We start from the raw sequence: 21,714 nt of genomic DNA on the forward strand, positions 1-21,714 counted from the left end.
ATTTATGAAAGCGTTAGAAATTGAAAATTTGCGTAAGACATACGGCGGTGGTTTTGAAGCTTTAAAGGGCATCAATTTAGTGGTTGAGGAAGGTGACTTTTACGCGCTTCTGGGTCCTAACGGCGCCGGCAAGTCGACCACTATTGGTATCATTTCGTCGTTGGTTAATAAGACCTCGGGCACAGTGAAAGTCTTCGGTTACGATTTAGATACCCAGTTAACCGACTTGAAGCGTCAAATTGGCCTGGTACCGCAGGAGTTTAACTTCAATCAGTTTGAAACCGTGCACCAAATTGTTGTGAATCAGGCGGGTTATTACGGTGTCCCACGAGCATTGGCGAAAGAGAGATCTGAAAAATACCTAAAGCAACTTGGCTTGTGGGACAAACGCAATGAGCCCTCCCGCTCGCTTTCTGGTGGTATGAAACGACGCTTGATGATTGCCCGGGCCTTATTGCATGAACCAAAACTATTGATTCTGGATGAGCCGACCGCAGGTGTTGATATTGAACTGCGGCGATCAATGTGGGATTACCTGACCAAGATAAACCAGCAGGGAATTACCATTATTCTGACGACTCACTATTTGGAAGAAGCAGAAACACTGTGTCGCAATATTGGTATTATCGACAGTGGCCGGATTATCGAAGACACCTCAATGAAGCGCTTGTTGGCACAGTTAAGTCGCGAAACTTTTGTGTTGGATTTAGAGCCAGGTCACAAGGGTGCCGATATTAAAAACTTCAAGCATCAATGGAAAGATGATCACACGCTGGAGGTTGAAGTCGATAAAGACGCGGGGTTAAACGCGGTGTTTGAGCAACTGACAACACAGAAGGTTAAAGTCTTATCAATGCGCAATAAAGCGAACCGGTTAGAGGAATTATTTGTGTCTATGGTTGAACGGGGACGTCAGCAGGAGGAAGCGAAATGAGTCATTCCGCCGCTAACTTTATCGCGTTAAAAACCATTTGGATAAAAGAATGCACGCGTTTTCTTCGTATCTGGATACAAACGTTGGTGCCGCCTGCTATCACAATGACCTTATATTTTGTCATTTTCGGTAGCATAGTTGGCGAGAGAATTGGGGAGATGAGCGGCGTTGGCTATATGGAATTTATTGTTCCTGGTCTGATCATGATGTCGGTTATTACCAACTCCTATTCCAATGTAGCTTCGTCCTTCTTTAGCGCTAAATTTCAGCGCAACATAGAAGAAATGCTGGTGTCGCCGGTACCTACAGCCGTTATTATTGCGGGCTATGTCGGCGGAGGTATGGCCAGAGCCTTGATTGTCGCCGTTATTGTCACCTGCGTGTCTTTCTTCTTTGTAGAAGACATTCAGATTGCTCATATTGGCTATGTCATATTAACCGTTATTCTAACCTCTACCTTATTCTGTCTGGGTGGGTTAATTAACGCTGTTTATGGTAAAACTTTCGATGACATTTCTATTGTGCCGACCTTTGTTCTAACGCCATTAACCTACTTAGGTGGGGTGTTTTATTCGGTGAGTCTGTTGCCGGAATTCTGGCAGAAAGTATCAATGGCAAATCCTGTCCTGTATATGGTTAATGGTTTCCGCTATGGCTTTTTGGGTCAGTCTGATGTGGGGATTGGCCTTGCGATAAGTGTTTTAGTTGGCTTCAACATACTGTTCTTCGCAGTGGCCTATTATATCCTTGATAAAGGCATAGGAATTCGCTCCTGATGCAGCAGGCAAGACCGGTTACGACGAATCAAAATGGGCCGCACGAAGATACCGAAGCGGCCGTTCGTCGGCATTTAGACAGTGACTTTTTGAAGCCTATACAAGCGCACAATCAACAGGCCTTTGATGACATTAACGCGCAGGTTGAAAGCTGGGGTGGGCCGATTATTCTGGACTCCTGCTGTGGCGTGGGAGAAAGTACGGCGAAACTGGCTGAACTTTACCCCCAGGCGATGGTTATTGGCGTCGACAAATCAGCGCACCGAGTGGATCGTCACAGCCACTATCAGACCAATGAGAAAGGTCAGCGATATTGGGTTGTGCGGGCCGATTTAAATGACTTTTGGCGACTGGCCAACAGAGCGAGCTGGCAACCTCAGCAGCACTGCATCTTTTACCCTAACCCATGGCCTAAATCCGCTCACTTAGCGCGACGTTGGCATGGTAGCCCGGTATGGAAAGACGTTGTTGCGCTGGGCGGTGAATTGCAGATGCGTTCAAACTGGAGCTTGTACTTGCTTGAAGTGGCTCAGGCACTTAAGGTGAGCGGATACTACGCCAATATTTCGTTGCTGGCGGACGAAACGGATCCGATAACGCCGTTTGAACGCAAATATAAAAACAGTGGTCAGGCCTTATGGCAACTGCAAGCAAACTTATCTAAGGAGTCCTGATTGAGCCCGAAAACTGAGATAGCGGAAGTTAACCAAGAGTCTCTGTATCGCATCTTTACCATACCAGAAGCTCCTGATTCGACGCTGGGTAAAATCGAGAAACATCTTTCGGAAAACCTGATGGGCTTTTTGGGGGAGCACATTGTTGCCCGTGAAAAGCCTCTGCAGGAAATTGAACGCGACTTTGATAAGTCGCAAATTCCGGAAGAGCCTGCTTTCGTTTCTGACCATACAGAGTTTCTGTTGGATAAATTGGTTGCGCACTCAGTCCATACGGCGTCGCCACGCTTTATTGGCCACATGACGTCTGCTTTGCCGTATTTTCTTCTGCCTCTGGCTAAGCTCATGGTCGGGCTTAATCAAAACCTGGTGAAAATCGAAACCTCGAAAGCTTTTACGCCGTTAGAGCGTAATGTCATCGGTATGATGCACCACTTAGTCTATCAGCAGGATGCTCCTTTCTATAACCGCTGGATGCACAGCGCTCAACATTCACTGGGTGCTTTTTGCTCGGGCGGAACCATCGCTAATATGACAGCACTCTGGGTGGCACGTAACCGTTTGCTGCAGGCTGATGGAGATTTTGCTGGTATTGCAGCGGATGGCTTAGCGGCAGGGCTGCAGCATTATGGTTACTCTAAGCTAACCGTAGTGGTGTCTGAGCGTGGTCACTATTCGTTGAGCAAAGCGGCCGATGTGCTGGGTATTGGTCGTAAAAACTTAGTCTCGGTGGCAACCGACAGCGATAACCGCATTCGCATTGATGAACTTCGCAAAACTTGTGAGAAAATATCAAAAGAAGGTGGCAAGGTTCTGGCGCTTGTCGGTGTTGCCGGCACAACGGAAACAGGACACATAGATCCGCTGGACGACATGGCAACGGTTGCAGAAGAAGTGGATGCTCACTTCCATGTTGACGCCGCGTGGGGCGGAGCAACCCTCCTTTCAGAGCAGCACCGGCCGCTACTGGCGGGAATTGAACGGGCAGACAGTGTTACCATTGATGCCCATAAGCAAATGTATGTCCCAATGGGTGCCGGCCTGGTGTTGTTTAAAAGCCCGTCGTTGGTTAAATCTATAGAGCATCACGCGGAATATATTATTCGTCAGGGCTCGAAAGATTTGGGGTCGCATTCAATGGAAGGTTCGCGGGCAGGCATGGCGATGATGGTCTTTTCTGCCATGCATGTTATCGGTCGCCGAGGTTACGAGCTACTGATTAATAACAGTATCGATAAAGCGCGTTATTTCTCAACACTAATTGCCCAGCAGGATGACTTTGAGGTGATTACAGAGCCCGAACTGTGCATTTTAACGTACCGGTTTGTCCCTGCTAAGGTAAAAGCTGTGCTGGAAAAGGCAACGCCCCAACAGCTTGCCCGCTTAACACCGCACTTAAACGCATTAGTCCGTTATATTCAGAAGCGTCAGCGTGAAACAGGCCAGTCTTTTGTATCGCGGACCAAGCTAACCCCCGCGCAGTACCATCACGAACCGACGGTCGTCTTTCGAGTCGTTTTAGCAAACCCGTTAACAACGGATGAGATGTTGCAGGAAGTTTTAGACGAGCAGCGAAAAATCGCAGCGAAAGCCACCAGCTTGAGAGGCGCACTCCATAACGAAATGCGTGAACTGGGTATGCTTACGTAGCGCTGGTATTGGTCACCCGCAGGTTATCAATCAAGCGCGTTTTTCCCATAAAAGCAGCGGCCAGAATCACCCATTCAGGGTCCTCAGCTGTCGCTTCCTGCAAGTCTGCTGCATTGCGAATACTGAAGTAATCTGGGGTGAAGCCCGCTTCAGTTAAGTCTTTAAGTGCAGCTTGCTCCAGTTCTGCGAAGTGAGTATTTGCGGCTAACTCCGTTCTGACTTTTTGAAGCGTGCTATAAAGCGCTGCAGCTTTTTGTTTTTGCTCTTCTGTTAAATACCCGTTGCGCGAGCTCATTGCCAGACCACTGGTTTCCCGCTGGGTTGGGGTACCTAAAACCTCAACCGGTAAGCTTAGGTCCTGAGCCATTAAGCGAATAACCTGTAACTGCTGATAGTCCTTTTCACCGAAGACTGCTAACTGCGGCTGTACCATATTAAAGAGTTTGCAGACAATGGTGGCTACACCGGTAAAATGTCCTGGACGACTGGCACCACAGAGAATATCGCTAATACCTGGAACCTCTATACGAGTCTGCTTGTCGAGTCCTCTGGGGTAAACATCGCTGACCTGCGGCGTAAATACGGCAGAAACGCCAAGGGCATCAAGTGCCTGACAGTCGGCTTCTAAGGTTCGAGGATAACTGTCGAGATCTTCATTTGCACCAAATTGCATAGGGTTCACAAAAATGCTGACTACCACGTTATCGCAGCGCTCTAGTGCTGTTTTGACTAAATGCAGGTGACCGTCGTGTAGGTTGCCCATGGTCGGCACTAAAGCAACTTCAGACTGTTGCTGGCGCCATTTTCTTAATTCAGCAAGTGATTTTAGAACTCTCATTTGTAGCTGTGCTCGGAAGTTGGAAATTCACCTGAACGTACTTGCTCCGCAAAGGTTCGGAAGGCATCCGCAAGGGAGCCGCCCTGACCTAAGAAGTTTTTAGCAAACTTAGGCAAGTAGTCGCTGTTCATGCCGAGCATGTCGTGCATGACTAGTATTTGACCGTCAGTATCCGGACCGGCTCCAATGCCAATAGTCGGAATCGATACCTGCTCGGTAATGCGCTTGCCAAGTGAAGCGGGCACACACTCTAATACCAGGAGTTGTGCACCGGCCTTTTCCAGCGCCAGAGCCTGATTCAGCGTATCGTCGGCTTGTTGCTGCTCTTTGCCTTGTACTTTATAACCGCCCAGTACATTGACTGATTGAGGCAGCAAACCAAGGTGTGCGCAAACTGGAATGCCACGGGTTTTGAGTCCCTCAATGGTTTCAACCAACCACTGACCTCCCTCGAGTTTAACCATATTAGCGCCGGCCTGCATGAGCCTCGCGGCAACCTCATAAGCTTGCTCTGGTGTGCTGTAGGTCATGAAGGGCATGTCCGCTATAACAAAAGCATCGCTCACGCCACGGCGTACACACTGTGTGTGGTAAACCATGTCATCAGTAGTCACCGGCACGGTTGAATCCCGGCCTTGTACAACGTTACCTAACGAGTCACCGACTAAAATAAAGTTTACACCCTGTTCGGTCATGAGTTTCGCAAAGCTTGAGTCGTAGGCAGTAAGGGAACTTATCTTTGTCCCTTCCTTTTTCATTTTCTGTAGCGTTGCAATGCTGGTTTTGGTTGTTGCCATAACGCACCTTCAGCAGTATTAGATGGATATATCGGACCGACAGATTATCATGTCTAAGCTATCTTCGGTAAGAGTGTCTTTTTGTTGTGTAACTGTCCTGCCATTCGGTAGCAGCCAATCAGACGCTATGTCGGCTAAGGGGACAAGCACAAAGTTACGCTCATATAAGCCGGGGTGAGGTACTCGTAATTGCTCAGAGTGATGTTGTTGCTCGCCGAACAGCAGCAGGTCAAGGTCCAGAGTGCGCTCGCCCCAATGTCTCACGCGTTTGCGACCAAAAGCATCTTCGATATCGTGCAAGGCCTGTAATAGCGCAGCTGCCGTCAGCTTAGTGCTTACCGAGCAAACCGCGTTAACGTAGTCCGGTTGGTCTTGAGGGCCCATCGGTTTACTGCCGTAAAGAGAGGAGTACGCCAACAACTGCCAGCGGGGGTCTTCACTCAAAACCTTTAAAGCCGACAATATGTTTTCTGCCGGCTTGCCCAGGTTGCTGCCCAGTGCAATAAAGGCGTTAAGTTGACTCATTGCCTTTGTTTTCCTGAGGCTTTCGGCGCGGACCACGACGACGGCGTGGTTTGCGACGGCCTGATCCTGATCCCGGCCCCGGCTTTGATGCTTTTAGCTGAGCGGGATTGTCTTGTGCTTTGCTCCAGTGTGCCGCGAGCTCGGACAGTTTTTTATCATCGCTTTCAGCATGAGAGCGCAATAACAGGAAATCGTAGGCTGCTCGAAAACGTTTGTGCTCAAGTACTTTCATGGCACGAGCGCCTTTCGTCACATTCAGCCGGCGTTGTAACTGCCAGATATCTCTGGCCGGCAGGCTGAACCGTTTAGGCAGAGAGAGGCGTTGTGACTGTCGGTGGATGACATCAGCCGCTGCTACGTTGAGTGCGTCCATTGGTGGCAGGCCACCTTCGTTTTCAAGTTGCTCGCGACGAGCTTGCAGCGGCCACCATAGCAGCACAGCAATTAAGTACGCTGGCGTAACCCGCTGTTCTTCGGCTATACGTTTGTCAGTATCCTTAAAGGCTTTCAGCATCATCTGGTAAGGCGGCGCTTGTTCATCATCCAGGTAATCTTTTAGCATAGGGAATAGCTGCTGGAATAAGCCGAATTCCGTCATCATCAGGAAGTTAGCTTCGGCTTTACCTGCCATAAACATTTTTAGGAATTCGTCAAATAAACGGGCAGGCGGAATGTTAGTCAGCAGTGGGGCCAGCTCTTTCAACGGGCCGCTGACGGAACTATCCATCTGCATATTCAGCTTGGTGGCAAAGCGCACCGCTCGCAGCATCCTTACCGGGTCTTCCCTATAACGTACTTCCGGGTCGCCAATCATGCGTAAGAGGCCTGCGTTAATGTCATCAACACCGTTGGCAAAATCATAAATGGCGAAGTCGGCGATATTGTAGTAGAGCGCGTTGGCGGTGAAATCCCGACGTTCAGCGTCTTCTTCTATGCTGCCGTAGACGTTATCGCGAACCAGCTGGCCATGTTCGTCCTGGTCTGCCGTTCGGTTTTTCTTGTTTTCTTCCTGAGGACTGTCGCCATGGTGACCACGGAAGGTTGCCACCTCAATAACTTCCCGGCCAAACACTACATGTGCCAGACGAAAACGCCGGCCAATTAACCGGCAATTGCGAAACAGAGACTTTATCTGTTCCGGGGTAGCGTTAGTTGTGACATCAAAGTCTTTCGGCTCAAGCCCCAGTAAAATATCACGGATACAGCCACCCACCAGATAGGCTTCAAAACCACTGTTATGCAGCCGGTAAAGAACCTTGATGGCATTTTTACTGATATCGTTGCGAGATATCGGGTGCTTGTCCCTGGGGATAATTTGTAATTTTGGTAACCGGCTGGATTCAGGCTCTGCCGCTTTACTGGAAAAGGCTCGCTTCGCCAGTGCTTTAATTCGCTTAATAATGGTGGTTCTCCCTTACCATTGTTTTTAATTAGAATTAGTGGTTGTTTGTATATTGTACCGTTAACGACCCGTTTTATGCCACTTTTTGCGCCAACTTTGCAACGCTTGCTGCAATAGGTCAGTAATTGGACCATGCCGCAGTTCTGGTTCGGGGTGAATATCAAGGTACTTAAGGGCACTAAATACGTTGTTGCTGGCCTGGCTGGAGTCTACTGGCGGGGCGTGGTTCTGCTTACTTAGCTTGCGACCGTCGTTATTCATTATCAGCGGTAAGTGCATCATTTGCGGCTGCGTGCCGGTAAACTCCTGCCATAATGTCAGCTGCCAGAAGCTGGGAGTAATTAAGTCGCTGCCTCGCACAATATCGGTTATTCCCTGCTCAATGTCGTCGACCACCACGGCCAGTTGATAGGCATAAAGCCCATCCCGACGTTTCAGTACAAAATCTTCGCGAACGGAGGGCGCATTATCAGTGACCAAGCCATGCGCGCGGTCGGTAAATTCAGTAACAGGGTTTTTATTCACGAAACGCAGGGCGTAGGGTGCCGTTCGGGGTTGGCGGTTGCGACAGTAACCATCATAGTGACTACTGCGGGCACGAATGGCCTGACGACTGCAATCACACTGATAAAGCAGCTTGGCTTCCTGCAATTGGTTTAGTCGAGACTGGTAAGTCAGGTCGCGTTGGCCTTGAAATAAAACAGGCCCATCCCACTCTAAACCATGTGCTTCCAGCTGCGCTAATATGGTATTGGCTGCTCCGGGAACTGCTCTGGGCTTATCAACATCCTCGATACGAACTAACCATTCGCCATGGTGAGCTTTGGCATCTAAGTAGCTACCAACGGCAGCTACCAATGATCCCAAATGTAAAGGGCCAGAGGGGGTTGGTGCAAAACGGCCACGATACATGAGCCGTTAGGCTCCAGTCATTTGCTTCTCTTTGATTTCGGCTAGTGTTTTACAGTCGACGCATTGGTCAGCTGTAGGGCGTGCTTCTAAACGCCGGATGCCAATTTCAATGCCACACGAGTCGCAAAAGCCAAAGTCATCTTCTTCGATCTTTTGTAATGTCTTTTCAATTTTCTTAATCAATTTACGTTCGCGGTCGCGGGTACGTAATTCGATACTGAATTCTTCTTCCTGAGCAGCACGGTCTACCGGGTCAGGGAAATTCGCCGCTTCATCTTTCATGTGATGCACGGTACGGTCAACTTCCTGACGTAATTGACGACGCCATTCTTCCAGAATACGGCGAAAATGCGAACGTTGCGCATCGTTCATGTATTCTTCGCCCTGTTTCTCCTGATACGGCTCCAGGCCGGCCATCGCCAGGATGCCATGGGTTTTCTTATCCTTGCCTTGAGGCATCATGGATCTCCTACATTCTCTATATAAAGAGTGCTTTAAAAGCGTGCGTTTAAAAAAAGGACGCTACGTATACCAGAAAGGATCGGTATTGGCAACGTTATTAGCGTCAAATTTCTTGTTAAAAATCGCGAGTGTGCTGAGTTTCAAAGGGTTACGGGCACTGGTCTCTCCAGTTTAATTTCTTGGGGTGAGACAGTGCATTTCACTGCGTAGAACTCGACTCCTTCAGACACTGCCTTTTTACAGAGTTCCGCGTATTTAGGATCAATGTGCGATGCTGGTGTAACGTTGTCGATACCTTCATGCATGATCATATAAAGTTGTATTGCACGATGCCCCTGTTTAACAACTTGCATGAGTTCATTCAAGTGTTTATGGGCACGCTGACTGACCGCATCAGGGAAGTAGCCATAATTTCCATCGGCTAGCGTGACACTTTTTACTTCAACAAAACACTCACGACTATTTTTATCTATTCCCCACCAGTCGATGCGGCTTTTTTCTTTACCGTAACGTTGCTCAGGTTTGAGCTCTTGCCACTGGCTAAGTTCAGGTACTAAGTCGGTTTGCAGTAACTCTCCTGCCATACGGTTGGCGTGCTGAGTGTTTACTACAATCATATCGCCTTTTCCGTTCTGCGCCAGCTCCCAGGTAAGTGAGTATTTACGTTTCGGGTTATCAGAAACGCTGCACCACGCTTTAAATCCGGGCTCTGCGCAGCCTGTCATCGCACCTGTGTTAGGGCAGTGTACGGTGGTTATTTCGCCCTGATTAAAGCCGATGTCAGCCAAAAAGCGCTTGTACCTTTTTTGTAAAACTCCCTGGCGCAGGGGCTTGTTAAATTGCATCAGAGGCCTCATAACTCTAGTATAAACAGACAGCAAATTATCGGGAGAGGTACAGAATGTCCAGCGCACTCGCAATCTATTTAACTCAGGAAGCCCCCGCAAGCTATTGGAACCCGAAATCAAACTTAGTATTCGGTGAAAATAAAGCACAGATCGTTTTGGTTGAAGATGAGGCAGAAAACCTGCGGCGGATCCAGAAAGCAGGCCGGACTCTGGACAACACCGGAGCCGTAACCATTGAAGCGGCCGGCAACGACTGGAACCTGGAGCGTCAGTGGGCGTTGTCGCAGGGCTTTACGTCAACCTTGTCGACCAATCAGATTATCTGGAATAAAACAGATGAACCAGCGATCAGAGAGCTGGATGCTATGCGTGAAGCGACTCGATTCAGTCGCGAGCTGACTAACTTGCCGGCAGAGGATATCTACCCTGAAAGCTTGGCGAACCGTGTCATTGAGCATTTTAAAGCGCTGGCGCCAGACGCAGTGAGTGCTGAGTTCATAAAAGGTGAAGCACTGAAAGACGCCGGGTGGATGGGAATTTACACGGTAGGCCGTGCAAGTCAGCAGGAACCGGGCTTATTGGTATTGGACTATAACCCGACCGGTGATGACAACGCGCCGGTAGAGACCGCACTGATTGGTAAAGGCGTTACTTATGACAGTGGCGGTTACAGCATTAAGCCGAGCGAAGGCATGTTGTCGATGAAATGTGATATGGGCGGTGCAGCAACGGTATCCGGCGCATTATCATTGGCAATACGCCGTGGTCTCAATAAACGTGTGAAACTGTTGCTTTGCTGTGCAGAGAACATGATTGATGGTCGTGCTTATAAGTTAGGTGACATTATTCGCTACAAAAACGGCCTAACGGTCGAAGTGGTTAATACTGACGCAGAAGGACGTCTGGTGCTAGCTGACGGATTACAGGCCGCTGGTGAGTTTGGTGCTAAACAGATCATTGATGCAGCCACTCTGACCGGTGCCGCGCAAATGGCTGTCGGCAACGAGTACAACGCGCTGTTTAGTGTGGATGAAGTGGCTGCGACTAAAGCACTTGCCAATGCGGATCAGGAAAACGAGCTGTTGTGGCGCTTGCCGTTGGCACCATGGCACAGTGAAAACTGTCCGTCGGCCTTTGCTGACACTGCAAACAGCCGTCCTCAGAAAGGCGGTGGAGCCGGTGGAGCTAGTAATGCGGCGGGCTTTTTACTGCGCTTCGCACCGAATAAAGGCAAAGGTTGGTTACACTTTGATCTAGCCGGTGCTTACCAAAAATCGGCTACCGCCATGTGGGCCACCGGGGCAACTGCCGCTGGCGTCAGAACCATAGCCGCAACCGTACAAGGTGATTAATTTGGCATGACGTTGCCAATTGAGAGCGTGCTGCCGGCGTTGGCGAAAGCCTTTCCGGCAGCGCGTGTCGTTATAGAGGCGCCGCCCGGCGCTGGTAAATCAACACAACTTCCGTTATTTCTGTTGCAGCAGGGGATTGCTGATGACGGCCTTATCGTTATGCTCCAGCCCCGGCGTGTTGCCGCTCTCAATATTGCCCACTATTTGGCTAAGCAGCTCGGTGAGCCCGTGGGACAGCAAGTGGGTTACACCGTACGAGGCGACAGTAAACGAAGTAAAGCAACTAAACTCCTTATTATTACGGAAGGTGTCTTAGTACGATGGTTACAGGACGACCCTGAACTTAACGGCATTGGCACACTCATTTTTGATGAATTTCATGAACGCAATTTGCACAGTGACTTGAGCCTTGCTCTGGTAATTGATGCACTGCCGCTGCGCCCGGACTTAAACTTGCTGGTTATGTCGGCGACCTTACCGGCTGAAAACCTTAAGCTCTGGCTGGAAAACTACTGCGACAACGTGCAGGTTTTGCGCAGTGAGGGCCGGAGTTATCCCGTGGAATATCATTACCGACCTCCTTCTCATGTCACCCAATGGCTGGCGGAATTACCCAAAGTGGTGGCAGAAGCTTTTGCTGCCGCCGAAAAAGGTGTTCTGGTGTTCCTGCCTGGTGTTTATGAAATCCAAAAAGTGGCGACAGAACTGAGCAAACAGTTAAACGCAGATACGCCCATTTTTTCATTGCACGGTCGTATACCGCTGCAGAAACAACGGGAAGTATTAAACGCCACTGACGAAAAACGTATTATTCTGGCGACAAATATTGCGGAAACGAGCTTAACGCTCGACGGTATCGATGTTGTTGTCGACAGCGGCCGCGAACGCCGGTCTCAGTACTTACCTCAATATGGACTGAGCAAGCTGAGCACGTACCGGATTGCGAAAGCATCGGCAACACAACGAGCCGGGCGTGCAGGACGGCAGCAGGCCGGGCAGTGTTTTCGCTTATGGGCACGCTCCGATGAGCACGGCTTTGCTGAATATGCCCCACCCGATGTTGCAACACAGGATTTATCGGCCTTAGTGCTCGATGTTCTGCGTTGGGGCAGTCAGGTTAATGAGCTTGCCTGGTTTACTCAGCCTGAACCGGGACATTGTGCAGCCGCTGAAGACTTTCTGACTCAAGCCGGGCTGCTAGCGCAGCGACAGTTAACAGCGAAAGCCCGACAGTTAGAGTCAGGTGGTTCGGAACCCCGAATTTTACTCGTTGCTGATGCAGCAAAAGCGCTTGGGAAAGAGCAGCAGGCCGCTATGGCACGTGTTCTGGCGACACTGGAAGAGCCTCAAAGTGCTATTAAAGAGATTGATTTGGCGGAGCGGAGCCAGCGCCATTTCCAACAACGCCAACAGTCAGCTCTTTGGCAGCAGCGCTGGCGCCATTGGCTTAACTACTTTGAGTTGAAAGAGTCGTCGCAAACGAATAACGACGGGCTGATCACAGCTTTACTCCAGGGTTACCCCGACAGAGTCGCAAAGTATGATGCTGACCGGGGTGACTTTCAGCTAGCTTGTGGCGGGCGGGTGAGCGGCGACAACAGCCGACTTAAACAATTGCCCTGGGCCATTATTTTCGATGTGACCTTTCATGAGCAAAATAATTTAAGCCGCAGCCGCTGTCTGTTGCCAGTTGATGACATTCTGGCGCCGTTGAAAAAGGCCGGGATCCCACTGCAGAAAAAACAAACAACCGAATGGATAGGAGAACAGCTGCAACTTCGGCAAGTGGCCCGTACTGAACTCGGTGCCATTGTGCTCAGTCAGACCGTCGAGAGTGGCCCAATAAATGATGAACAAAGATTTGACGCCTTCTGTCGGTGGTTGCGGAGCAATGGTCTTGAAAAGCTGAACTGGAGCCGGCGGGCGCAACAGCTGCAAGCTCGGGTCTATTGGCTACAACAAGCCAATGAATTGAGTGTATACGACCTGACGGATGAAGGTTTGCTGGACAGTCTGGAACGCTGGGCTGCTCCTTACTGGACGACTATCCGTTCGTTAAAGCAATTGCAGCAGTGGGATCCCTACGAGGCGCTGTGCTACTTTCTTGACTATTCGGATTTGCAACGAGTTAACAAAGCGTGTCCTGAATGGTGGGAGACACCCACAGAACGTAAAGTGTTTATAAATTATCTGGACGCCAACCCCAGAGTTGAGGTCAAATTGCAGGAAATGTTCGGTGTGTCTGAGTCACCCAGAATTATCGATAATCGGCAAATAGTAACCCTTGATCTTCTGTCACCGGCGGGCCGGCTACTGCAGCGAACGAACGATCTTGGCAGTTTTTGGCAAAACGCCTATGCCGATGTGCGTAAAGAAATGCGGGGTCGTTATCCTAAGCACCCATGGCCAGAAGATCCGTTAAATGCGACCGCAACCTTCAAAACCAAAAGGCATCAGTAGTGATTAAAAGTCGGTGGTTTCAATACCTATTCTGGACAAGTGTAAAAATTGGTTTGGTATTTTCTGCCGTCATTGCGTTGTACGCAATTTATCTGGATGCCAGTTTATCGAAACACTTTAGTGATAAGCGTTACCAGGCTCCTGCCCTGGTTTACGCCGGCGAAGTCGTTTTGGCCAGAAACCGACCCATGAGTTTGCCGCAACTAGTCAATACGCTGGATAGAGCGGGTTATGTGCGCAACAGTAATACTGAACAGTCTGGCTATTACTCAGTCGCTGATAGTCACGTTATGGTGCATCGACGCCCTTTTGATTTTTCTGACGGTCCGCAAATGGCGCAACGGGTTCGGGTTAATTTTAGAGGGGAACGTATAGAGTCTATAGAAAGCTGGCCAAGTGGAGCAAAGCTTGAACGCTTTAGGCTGGAGCCTGAACTGATTGGCCGGATTAGCACCTTAAGTAAAGAGGATCGTTTATTAGTCGGGTTGGAAGTCGTTCCTAATCTACTGATAGAAGCCTTATTAAACGTTGAGGATAGAGAGTTCTATCATCACCAGGGAGTATCGCCCTGGTCAATTCTTCGCGCTCTGGTTGCCAATATAAAGGCGGGTAGAACCGTTCAAGGTGGCTCTACTCTGACTCAGCAGCTGGTCAAAAACATTTACCTCACAAGAGAACAAACATTGTGGCGTAAGTTTCACGAAGCCATGATGTCGTTGGTAATAGACTACCGCTTTGATAAGAATACGATTTTAGAAACCTATTTGAACGAAGTTTATTTCGGTCAGGATGGCCGCAATGCAATTCATGGTATTGGTCTGGCAAGTCAGTTTTACTTTGGGAAGCAAGTGCAGGAGCTAAACCCTGATGAAATTGCTCTGTTAGTGGGAATGGTAAAAGGACCGTCCTATTACGATCCAAGGCGCTTTCCCGAGCGAGCACGAGAGCGTCGTGACACGGTTTTAAAAGTGATGTTTGCCAATGATTTATTGAGCAGAGAAAGCTATGTGGCGGCGGTAGAGCAGCCAATTGATGTTAAGGAAAGCCGGCGTTTAGTGGAGCATCCTTATCCGCATTATATGGACTTGGTGCGTCGTGAAATGAAACGCATCGCCTTACCAGAAAACTGGCAAGAAACGGGATTGAAAATTTTTACTCACTTACAAGTTGATGTGCAAAATGCTGTGCGCCGCTCCTTGGCTCAAAGGCTCATGGCCGGCGATGCCGACCAACAAGTGGAAGGCGCTATGGTGGTGGCCAATTATCGTCGCGGCACAGTGACTGCATTGGCCGGAGCACGATTGAGTCAGGCAATAGGTTACAACCGGGCATTATTGGCATTACGGCCCATTGGTTCGTTGATGAAACCTATTATCTATGCAGCGGCTATGCAGGATAAAGGTATCGGTTTACACACCCCGGTTGCGGATGAACCTATTACTTTGCCGGGTAAAGACCAAACAGAATGGAAACCGCAGAACTACGACAAGGAATTTAAAGGAAGCCTGCTGCTGTATGATGCGCTGGTTCAGTCGCGAAACTTACCTGCGGTCAGAGTCGGTATGGAAGTTGGAATTGAGGGACTGGCGAGTTATTTGCGCGAGCTGGGCGTCGTAACTCCGATAGACTCTTACCCTTCTATGACGCTAGGCTCAGTGTCACTGTCGCCTATGGCGGTGACACGTATTTATAGTGCATTAATGAATGACGGACGCTACCAGCCATTGGCTGCCGTTTCTTCTATTACGACCCACCAAGGGGAAACCTTATATCAACGCCAGGAACCCGAGCAGAAAGAGGTTTTTGATAAAACGGTTTCGTACTTGACCCGCTATGGTTTGCATGGCGTGGTTGCTGAAGGAACGGCCAGCCGCTTACAAGATGCGTTAGCCGGACAGATTGTTGGTGGAAAGACAGGAACGACGAATGATTACCGGGACAGTTGGTTTGTTGCCGTAGATGGTGAGCAGGTTATTACGGTTTGGCTTGGGCGTGATGACAACCAACCGGTTGGTCTTACCGGGAGTAGTGGCGCATTAAAAGTGGCAGCTGATTTTTATGGTTATCTACCACCCATGAGCATTGCTTTAGATGTTCCGGAACCACTGGTTATGCAGAACTTTCACCCAACGACCGGGCAAAAAATACCGGATGACTGTGAGAATGGTCGCAAATTACCTGCGGAGGAAATCCGGCTTCCTGCGGACATCACCTGCGAGGGTGATATCCGCGAGAAAAGCTGGTGGGAGAGTTTATTTGGGGGTTAGAGAGCCAGCTTAGCGAAGGCTTTTTCAGCGGCATCAAGTGTTGCCTGAATGTCTTCCTCGGTATGGGCTGCAGACATAAAGCCACCCTCGAACGCTGAAGGAGCCAGGTACACGCCTTGCTCTAACATAGCGTGGTAGAAGGTTTTAAAGTGTTCCATATTGCACTGGGTGGCTTGAGCGTATGTGGTGACTTCAGGTTCTTCAGTAAAAAAGAAGCCAAACATGGAGCCGGCACGGTTGGTGGTCATGGGGACACCGGCGCGATCAGCGCGCTCTTGCAGGCCATTCAGCAGAGTATCAACGCGTTGATAAAGCTGGTCGTACAGCCCCGGTGTTGACAGTTGCTGGAGTGCCGCTAAGCCGGCAGACATAGCCACCGGGTTACCGGATAACGTACCTGCCTGGTACACTGGGCCGACTGGCGCAATGTAATCCATTACCTCTTTCTTACCACCAAAAGCGCCTACCGGCATACCACCGCCAATGACTTTACCCAAAGTGGTAAGGTCAGGTTTTACATTGTAACGTTCCTGAGCACCGCCGGGAGCCACACGGAAACCGGTCATCACTTCGTCAAAAATCAACACAGAGCCATGGTCGTCACAAATGCTGCGTAGACCTTCCAGAAAGCCGTCAACGGGTGGAATACAGTTCATATTTCCTGCAACCGGTTCAACGATGATGCAGGCAATTTCATCGCCCATTTCAGCAAAAATTTGCTTCACTGACTCAATATCGTTGTAAGTCACGGTCAGGGTGTGTTTGGCAAAGTCTTCCGGAATACCAGGAGAGTTTGGAACGCCCAGCGTTAGTGCACCAGAACCGGCTTTAACCAGCAAAGAGTCTGCATGACCGTGGTAATTACCTTCAAACTTCAGGATTTTATCCCGACCGGTGTAACCGCGAGCTAAGCGTATGGCTGTCATAGTGGCTTCGGTACCGGAGTTCACCATGCGTACTTTTTCAATCGAAGGTACAATTTTGCGGATGGTTTCCGCCATGGTAATTTCGATTTCTGTTGGCGTCCCGAAACTCAAGCCACGCTTTGCAGCCTGTATTGTCGCTTCCAACACGCTCGGATGGTTGTGGCCTAAAATCATTGGGCCCCATGAACCCACATAATCAATATAACGCTTACCATCAGCGTCATACATATAGGCGCCTTCGGCACGCTCGAAGAAGATGGGAGTGCCACCAACGCCGTTAAAAGCACGAACCGGCGAGTTAACGCCGCCGGGTATGCTAATTTGTGCCTGAGTATATAATTCTTCTGAGCGACTCATGTTGTAACTCCCTTCTTATGATTGGCTCTTCATGGTTGTCTCTTTAGGGTTGGCTTTTTTCGCTGTACCAGATGACATCGCATTCGTGTTGGTCAACCTGATCAACGACCCCAAGCGTTAATGCAAACAGAGCCATACGAATCAGAACTCCGTTGTCAGCCTGACGGAAGATAGCCAGGTTGGGGTTTTGGTTTAAATCGTTATCCAGTTCATTCGCCTCGGCACGGGAATCTCGTGGCAGCGGGTGCATAATGACGGTGTTCGGTTTGTAGTGCTTAGTATAAATATCCTGGTTTAAACGGAACTTCCCACGATACTGATCGGCGTCTTCCGGGCTGGCAAAGCGTTCCTGTTGTATACGAGTCTGATACACAATATCGGCGTCGACAATGCCATCAACCTTTTCGGTGACGGTTACGTGATGTCCCGCATTTTCCAGCGTATCTAATACGGAACCTGGCATGGAAAGTTCACGAGGAGAAATTAGGGTAAATTTAATATTCTTGTACATAGATAGCAGTGTAGAAAGCGAATGAACGGTGCGTCCATATTTTAAATCGCCAATCATGCAAATGTGCATGTTATCTATGCTTTGCTGGTGGTACGCCAGCTCTTTTTGAATGGTGTACAGGTCAAGTAGCGCCTGAGTCGGGTGTTCGTTGGCGCCATCTCCCCCGTTAATAACAGGTACCCGGCTTCCCTCAGCAAACTCTCTTACAGAGCCAGATTTAGGGTGACGCATAGCAATGACGTCGCTGTAACTGCTTAAAACACGCGCTGTATCATAAAGCGACTCGCCTTTTGCAATAGCGGAACTTTCCATACCCGTGGTTTCCCGGACTTCGCCCCCTAACAGGTTGAACGCAGTACCGAAACTGACCCGGGTGCGGGTGGAAGGCTCAAAAAATAGATTTCCAAGAATGGCACCATCCAGAACTCTGGTGCGCTTTTTACGACGAGCGTAGGGTTGCATCTTGTCTGCAACGGAAAATATGTAGTCAATACTGTCGCGATCGAACTGATTGACGGAAAGAATGTTGGAGCCGGTGAAATTCATCTTTAGGTGCGCCTCTGCCGCAGAATGTCACTGGGCGAATACTATAGCAAATCATGCGGCACAAGAGAATCTAATAAGGCTTAACCACGGCTAAAATGATGATAGCGAACAGTGCCAGTACAGGCAGTTCATTAAACACACGATAGAAGCGGTGGCTGCGACGGTTTCTGCCTGTTTTGAAGTCTTTTAGCAGTTTGAAGCAGTACCCGTGGTAAATATAAAGCAGTAATACTAGTACTAGTTTGGTGTGCATCCAGCCGCTGGCCGCAAACCATGCTGAGCCATAGGCAAAAATTAGCACCAAGCCGAAAATGAGAGTCAGTATTGCAAATGGCGTGACAAAGTACAGTAGACGTCTTTCCATAACACATAACTGTTCGTCAACAGCGGGCTTTGCGTTCATTGCGTGGTAAACAAACAGCCGTGGTAAATAGAATATACCGGCAAACCAGGCAACCATAAACGCAATGTGCAGGGCTTTAACCCATAGTATCCATGTCATGAAAGTTCTCTCTGTAAGGCTTTACGCACAATTTCCCAAGTGACGATACCGCACGGCTGACCGTCGTCTATTTCGTAGATAAACACCGCACCACGCCGCTGCTGACCTATTTCATCATAAACCTCTGCCAGGGTCGATGTCACCCGAATACCCTTAATGGGTGTATAGCTTAGACTGGGGCTGTCGCCGGCGTTGATATCATAGGAAACAAGCCGGTAAGTGGCTTGATTGTCCTCGTCAACCGACATAACGATAACGGTTTTAGCGTGAGCAGATTCGAGCGCGTCGACCAGCTCATTCTGTGTCGGCTCAAGCAGTAATTTGAAATCCGTTTCCATAACGTTTTCTACGCCAGTTTTTTGCAAAGCGACGTGAACCGGAGCCAGTTGGTAGGGCAAGTTTTGCAGCTCCAACTGAGCAATGAAAACCGATTTAGATTTTAAAAGCTGGCTGGAGATAAGATACGCAGGCACAATAACCAGCATAGCTGGAATAATAATCTCAACGCTACGGGACAACTCAACAATGGCTAATAATGCGGCCATGGGGGCGTGGATGCATGCGGCCAGGATACCGGCCATGCCTAAAAGAATGAAACTATCGAAGGACAAAGCCTGTTGAATGCCCAGACCATTAACTGCCCCGACAAACACGGCGGCAATAATGGCGCCAATACCGAACACCGCACCAATTAAACCGCCGGGAATACCCATACCTAAAGCAATGGCTGAGGCAAACAGTTTCGCAATCAGTAGCGTGGTCAACAACGACATTTGTCCTTGATTGTTCAGGACTTGTTCAATAGCGGTTAGTCCAGGTCCGAGGCTGGTAGGGATGATTACTGCCAGCATTGCTGTGATGAGACCCGCAAAGAGCAGGCGAGTGAATAATGACATGTCCTTTACGGTTTCCATAACGTCCAGCATGAGCTTTTTAAACAGCACGCCGACTAAACCCAGCACAATGCCGAGTAACACCACCCAAGGTAGCTGCGTGGTCGGGATGTCCTGTGCGGAAAGCTCGGCTAACTGTGATGTCACCCCAAAAATTTCTTCGGTAATCAGCGACCCCGCAACGGCCGACAGCATCACCGGAATAAAAACGTGAACCTTGTATTCTCTTAAAACCACTTCCATGACCAGAACCATGGCTGCTAAGGGGGTGTTGAACGATGCGGCAATAGCCGCAGCAATACCGCAAGCGGCAAGTGTTCGAATTGCATTTTTGGGAGCATCAAAGTGAAATCCCATCCACGTGGCTGCTGACGCCCCCAGGTGGACGGCCGGACCTTCACGGCCAACACTGAAGCCAGCGACTAGAGCGATAATGCCGCCGAAGAACTGATTAATGGTACTCCGCCAGGGCAGCATGCCGTAGTGTTGTTTCATGCGGTGAATAACATAAGGAATTCCCATCCGCACTTGCTTAGAGCCGGACAGTCGAAAGAGAGCATAGATAAGCACGGCGGCAACAATGGGCAGTAAAAAGCGGTAAGTGGTTGGTAAAGGTTGTTGCCAATAGCTGCCATTACCGACAAGATGGGCACCCTGCTCAATTGCAAAGCGAAAGCCAGCAATGACCAGAGCAGCTAAAATGCCGCCGGCTAAGCCCATAATACAAATTGCGATAGTGGTCGACGGAGTCGCCAACTGCTTTCGAAGTTGTTGTCGAAGTACGGAGCGATAGGCCATTAAGAATACGATCCTTACCTTAAACCGTGGGATGACGCTTGCATATTTATCAATAACATATCAGCATAAACGCTCAATGGAAATGAACAGGAAGTTATGAAGCCCTATTTTAACCTGAAATACTGGCAAAAGCGCTGGGGAGCTTTCCCTGTGTTTGTGGTAATGGTCTTTATGACTGTCGCAGTTGTTTATATCGCTTATTTAGCCGGTGTCTGGCATGCCAAAGAGTTGAAGGAAGAGGTTGCTGAGCAGTCTCAGCAACTGGATATTCTCTATAAACGACTCGACCAGATGGAGTATCAGCGTCACGTATTGCAAGTTGAGTTGGACATTGAACGGTCAGCAAATCAAAGTTTGCAGGATGAGCTGACTGCGCTGCAGAATGATAATTACGGTTTGCGCCGTGACTTGGCATTTTATCAAAAAATAATGGCACCAGAATTACAGGAAGGCGGCGTTACTATTGATTCGCTGACCATTACGCCTAACCGCTCAGAAAATCATTTCCACTTTTCTTTAGCATTACTGCAAATAGAGCAACGCCGTAACTTTGTTCAGGGAAATGTGACTGTTGAGCTTGTTGGCCAAATTAACGGCAAAAAGAAGCGCTATGATTTACTCGACTTAGCGAACGTCGGGCAAGAAGAGCGCAGTTTTTCAATGCGTTACTTCTCGTTATACGAGGGCGACTTCTTTATGCCTGAAGGGCTTATTCCAGAGCGGATAGAAGTCGTCGTCCGGCTAACTGAAGGCGGCAGTGGTTCGTTAGAGCGAGCATTCTTTTGGAAAGAAATTAGCCGGGGTGATCCTGCTCCCAGTGTTCGCAGCGACGGCGATACTTGACCAAAATACTCAGGTAAGAGAAAATAGCGACAGAGTTTAACGAAGGTAGAGAAATCATGAGCAGTGCAGCAGAACAGGCAATGCCAATTGAGTTCACCGAACAAGCGGCGAGCAAAGTAGGGAAGCTGATTGCTGAAGAAGAAAACCCCAATTTGAAATTACGCGTTTACGTAACCGGGGGCGGGTGTTCGGGCTTTCAATATGGTTTTACCTTTGATGAAAAGAAAAACCCAGGTGACATGGAAATTGAAAAAGATGGTGTCACCTTGTTGGTCGATCCGATGAGCCTGCAATATCTTATGGGCGGTGTGGTCAGCTATGAAGAAGGTCTCCAGGGGTCTCGGTTTTTTGTTGATAACCCGAACGCAACAACAACCTGTGGTTGTGGCTCGAGCTTTTCGATTTAACACGAGTTTCCAATCCGCGGTAACGGCTGAAAGT

20 protein-coding genes are annotated in these 21,714 nt (G+C 49.2%); 9 read left to right on the forward strand and 11 right to left on the reverse strand.

Translation table 11 applies throughout. The annotated features are described in order from the left end of the window. The first annotated feature begins 4 nt into the window (after positions 1-4). The 4 genes from RBK99_RS04095 to panP are packed head-to-tail and all read left to right on the forward strand — an operon-like array spanning position 5 to position 4,034. Positions 5-934, forward strand: a complete 930-nt coding sequence (locus RBK99_RS04095) for an ABC transporter ATP-binding protein (RefSeq protein WP_317503376.1) — start codon at positions 5-7, stop codon at positions 932-934. Further along, positions 931-1,710: an ABC transporter permease gene (locus tag RBK99_RS04100; protein ID WP_317503377.1), complete on the forward strand. Its 780-nt coding sequence runs from the start codon at positions 931-933 to the stop codon at positions 1,708-1,710. The genes RBK99_RS04095 and RBK99_RS04100 overlap by 4 nt, the downstream gene beginning before the upstream one ends. After that, complete coding sequence (gene trmB / locus RBK99_RS04105; protein WP_317503378.1) at positions 1,710-2,384, forward strand: tRNA (guanine(46)-N(7))-methyltransferase TrmB; 675 nt, start codon at positions 1,710-1,712, stop codon at positions 2,382-2,384. Before RBK99_RS04100 ends, trmB begins: the two co-directional genes overlap by 1 nt. Continuing rightward, positions 2,385-4,034 carry a pyridoxal-dependent aspartate 1-decarboxylase PanP gene (gene panP / locus RBK99_RS04110; protein ID WP_317503379.1) on the forward strand — a complete coding sequence of 550 codons (1,650 nt, stop codon included), beginning with the start codon at positions 2,385-2,387 and terminating at the stop codon, positions 4,032-4,034. On the opposite strand, the gene panC is transcribed toward panP, so the two are convergent. From panC to sfsA, 7 genes are all read right to left on the reverse strand, one after another. Then, a complete protein-coding gene (panC, locus tag RBK99_RS04115) occupies positions 4,027-4,872 on the reverse strand; it encodes a pantoate--beta-alanine ligase (RefSeq protein WP_317503380.1) in 846 nt (281 codons plus the stop codon). The genes panP and panC overlap by 8 nt on opposite strands. Next, on the reverse strand, positions 4,869-5,669 hold the full coding sequence (gene panB, locus RBK99_RS04120) for a 3-methyl-2-oxobutanoate hydroxymethyltransferase (protein WP_317503381.1): 801 nt from the start codon (positions 5,667-5,669) through the stop codon (positions 4,869-4,871). Before panB ends, panC begins: the two co-directional genes overlap by 4 nt. A gap of 18 nt (positions 5,670-5,687) precedes the next feature. Beyond that, entirely contained in the window at positions 5,688-6,194 is a 507-nt protein-coding gene (gene folK / locus RBK99_RS04125) for a 2-amino-4-hydroxy-6-hydroxymethyldihydropteridine diphosphokinase (RefSeq protein WP_317503382.1), read from the reverse strand. Next, positions 6,181-7,506: a polynucleotide adenylyltransferase PcnB gene (pcnB, locus tag RBK99_RS04130; RefSeq protein ID WP_317503696.1), complete on the reverse strand. Its 1,326-nt coding sequence runs from the start codon at positions 7,504-7,506 to the stop codon at positions 6,181-6,183. The genes folK and pcnB overlap by 14 nt, the downstream gene beginning before the upstream one ends. Before the next feature lie 150 nt (positions 7,507-7,656). Further along, the gene (gluQRS, locus tag RBK99_RS04135; protein ID WP_317503383.1) at positions 7,657-8,508 is read right to left on the reverse strand and encodes a tRNA glutamyl-Q(34) synthetase GluQRS; all 852 of its coding nucleotides are present in this window, start codon (positions 8,506-8,508) and stop codon (positions 7,657-7,659) included. Between the two features lie 6 nt (positions 8,509-8,514). Next, entirely contained in the window at positions 8,515-8,967 is a 453-nt protein-coding gene (gene dksA / locus RBK99_RS04140; RefSeq protein WP_054489640.1) for an RNA polymerase-binding protein DksA, read from the reverse strand. A 143-nt stretch (positions 8,968-9,110) separates the two neighbouring features. Beyond that, positions 9,111-9,815 carry a DNA/RNA nuclease SfsA gene (gene sfsA / locus RBK99_RS04145; RefSeq protein WP_317503384.1) on the reverse strand — a complete coding sequence of 235 codons (705 nt, stop codon included), beginning with the start codon at positions 9,813-9,815 and terminating at the stop codon, positions 9,111-9,113. A 56-nt stretch (positions 9,816-9,871) separates the two neighbouring features. On the opposite strand from sfsA, the gene pepB reads away from it, so the two are divergent. Genes pepB through mrcB form a run of 3 tightly spaced genes read left to right on the forward strand, consistent with a single transcriptional unit; the run spans position 9,872 to position 15,897 of the window. Further along, positions 9,872-11,170, forward strand: coding sequence for an aminopeptidase PepB (gene pepB / locus RBK99_RS04150; RefSeq protein WP_317503385.1), 1,299 nt, complete (start codon positions 9,872-9,874; stop codon positions 11,168-11,170). A gap of 6 nt (positions 11,171-11,176) precedes the next feature. Continuing rightward, a complete protein-coding gene (gene hrpB / locus RBK99_RS04155; RefSeq protein WP_317503386.1) occupies positions 11,177-13,630 on the forward strand; it encodes an ATP-dependent helicase HrpB in 2,454 nt (817 codons plus the stop codon). Continuing rightward, the gene (gene mrcB / locus RBK99_RS04160; RefSeq protein ID WP_317503387.1) at positions 13,630-15,897 is read left to right on the forward strand and encodes a penicillin-binding protein 1B; all 2,268 of its coding nucleotides are present in this window, start codon (positions 13,630-13,632) and stop codon (positions 15,895-15,897) included. The genes hrpB and mrcB overlap by 1 nt, the downstream gene beginning before the upstream one ends. Here the strand turns inward: mrcB and hemL are convergent. The 4 genes from hemL to RBK99_RS04180 form a co-directional block, all read right to left on the reverse strand. After that, complete coding sequence (gene hemL / locus RBK99_RS04165) at positions 15,894-17,180, reverse strand: glutamate-1-semialdehyde 2,1-aminomutase (RefSeq protein ID WP_317503388.1); 1,287 nt, start codon at positions 17,178-17,180, stop codon at positions 15,894-15,896. The genes mrcB and hemL overlap by 4 nt on opposite strands. 43 nt (positions 17,181-17,223) lie before the next feature. Next, a complete protein-coding gene (locus RBK99_RS04170; protein ID WP_317503389.1) occupies positions 17,224-18,237 on the reverse strand; it encodes an aspartate carbamoyltransferase in 1,014 nt (337 codons plus the stop codon). Positions 18,238-18,307: 70 nt separating this feature from the next. Next, a complete protein-coding gene (hemJ, locus tag RBK99_RS04175; RefSeq protein WP_317503390.1) occupies positions 18,308-18,739 on the reverse strand; it encodes a protoporphyrinogen oxidase HemJ in 432 nt (143 codons plus the stop codon). After that, entirely contained in the window at positions 18,736-20,430 is a 1,695-nt protein-coding gene (locus RBK99_RS04180; protein WP_317503391.1) for a chloride channel protein, read from the reverse strand. Before RBK99_RS04180 ends, hemJ begins: the two co-directional genes overlap by 4 nt. Positions 20,431-20,526: 96 nt before the next feature. Between RBK99_RS04180 and RBK99_RS04185 the strand changes: the two genes are divergently transcribed. Both RBK99_RS04185 and erpA read left to right on the forward strand, forming a co-directional pair. Further along, positions 20,527-21,273 (forward strand): DUF6776 family protein, encoded by a 747-nt coding sequence (locus tag RBK99_RS04185; RefSeq protein WP_317503392.1) that lies wholly within the window; start codon positions 20,527-20,529, stop codon positions 21,271-21,273. A 56-nt stretch (positions 21,274-21,329) separates the two neighbouring features. After that, a complete protein-coding gene (gene erpA / locus RBK99_RS04190; protein WP_126782256.1) occupies positions 21,330-21,680 on the forward strand; it encodes an iron-sulfur cluster insertion protein ErpA in 351 nt (116 codons plus the stop codon). The last annotated feature ends 34 nt before the right edge of the window (positions 21,681-21,714 follow it).

This window comes from Idiomarina solivarensis, from assembly GCF_033052755.1.
GTDB lineage: Bacteria > Pseudomonadota > Gammaproteobacteria > Enterobacterales > Alteromonadaceae > Idiomarina.

Excerpts from the sequence above, each read along its gene's own strand:
- RBK99_RS04095 (WP_317503376.1), top strand. The coding sequence starts at position 5 with ATGAAAGCGTTAGAAATTGAAAATTTGCGTAAGACATACGGCGGTGGT.
- RBK99_RS04100 (WP_317503377.1), top strand. The coding sequence starts at position 931 with ATGAGTCATTCCGCCGCTAACTTTATCGCGTTAAAAACCATTTGGATA.
- trmB (WP_317503378.1), top strand. The coding sequence starts at position 1,710 with ATGCAGCAGGCAAGACCGGTTACGACGAATCAAAATGGGCCGCACGAA.
- panC (WP_317503380.1), bottom strand. The coding sequence starts at position 4,872 with ATGAGAGTTCTAAAATCACTTGCTGAATTAAGAAAATGGCGCCAGCAA.
- panB (WP_317503381.1), bottom strand. The coding sequence starts at position 5,669 with ATGGCAACAACCAAAACCAGCATTGCAACGCTACAGAAAATGAAAAAG.
- folK (WP_317503382.1), bottom strand. The coding sequence starts at position 6,194 with ATGAGTCAACTTAACGCCTTTATTGCACTGGGCAGCAACCTGGGCAAG.
- gluQRS (WP_317503383.1), bottom strand. The coding sequence starts at position 8,508 with ATGTATCGTGGCCGTTTTGCACCAACCCCCTCTGGCCCTTTACATTTG.
- dksA (WP_054489640.1), bottom strand. The coding sequence starts at position 8,967 with ATGCCTCAAGGCAAGGATAAGAAAACCCATGGCATCCTGGCGATGGCC.
- sfsA (WP_317503384.1), bottom strand. The coding sequence starts at position 9,815 with ATGCAATTTAACAAGCCCCTGCGCCAGGGAGTTTTACAAAAAAGGTAC.
- pepB (WP_317503385.1), top strand. The coding sequence starts at position 9,872 with ATGTCCAGCGCACTCGCAATCTATTTAACTCAGGAAGCCCCCGCAAGC.
- hrpB (WP_317503386.1), top strand. The coding sequence starts at position 11,177 with ATGACGTTGCCAATTGAGAGCGTGCTGCCGGCGTTGGCGAAAGCCTTT.
- hemL (WP_317503388.1), bottom strand. The coding sequence starts at position 17,180 with ATGAGTCGCTCAGAAGAATTATATACTCAGGCACAAATTAGCATACCC.
- RBK99_RS04170 (WP_317503389.1), bottom strand. The coding sequence starts at position 18,237 with ATGAATTTCACCGGCTCCAACATTCTTTCCGTCAATCAGTTCGATCGC.
- hemJ (WP_317503390.1), bottom strand. The coding sequence starts at position 18,739 with ATGACATGGATACTATGGGTTAAAGCCCTGCACATTGCGTTTATGGTT.
- RBK99_RS04180 (WP_317503391.1), bottom strand. The coding sequence starts at position 20,430 with ATGGCCTATCGCTCCGTACTTCGACAACAACTTCGAAAGCAGTTGGCG.
- RBK99_RS04185 (WP_317503392.1), top strand. The coding sequence starts at position 20,527 with ATGAAGCCCTATTTTAACCTGAAATACTGGCAAAAGCGCTGGGGAGCT.
- erpA (WP_126782256.1), top strand. The coding sequence starts at position 21,330 with ATGAGCAGTGCAGCAGAACAGGCAATGCCAATTGAGTTCACCGAACAA.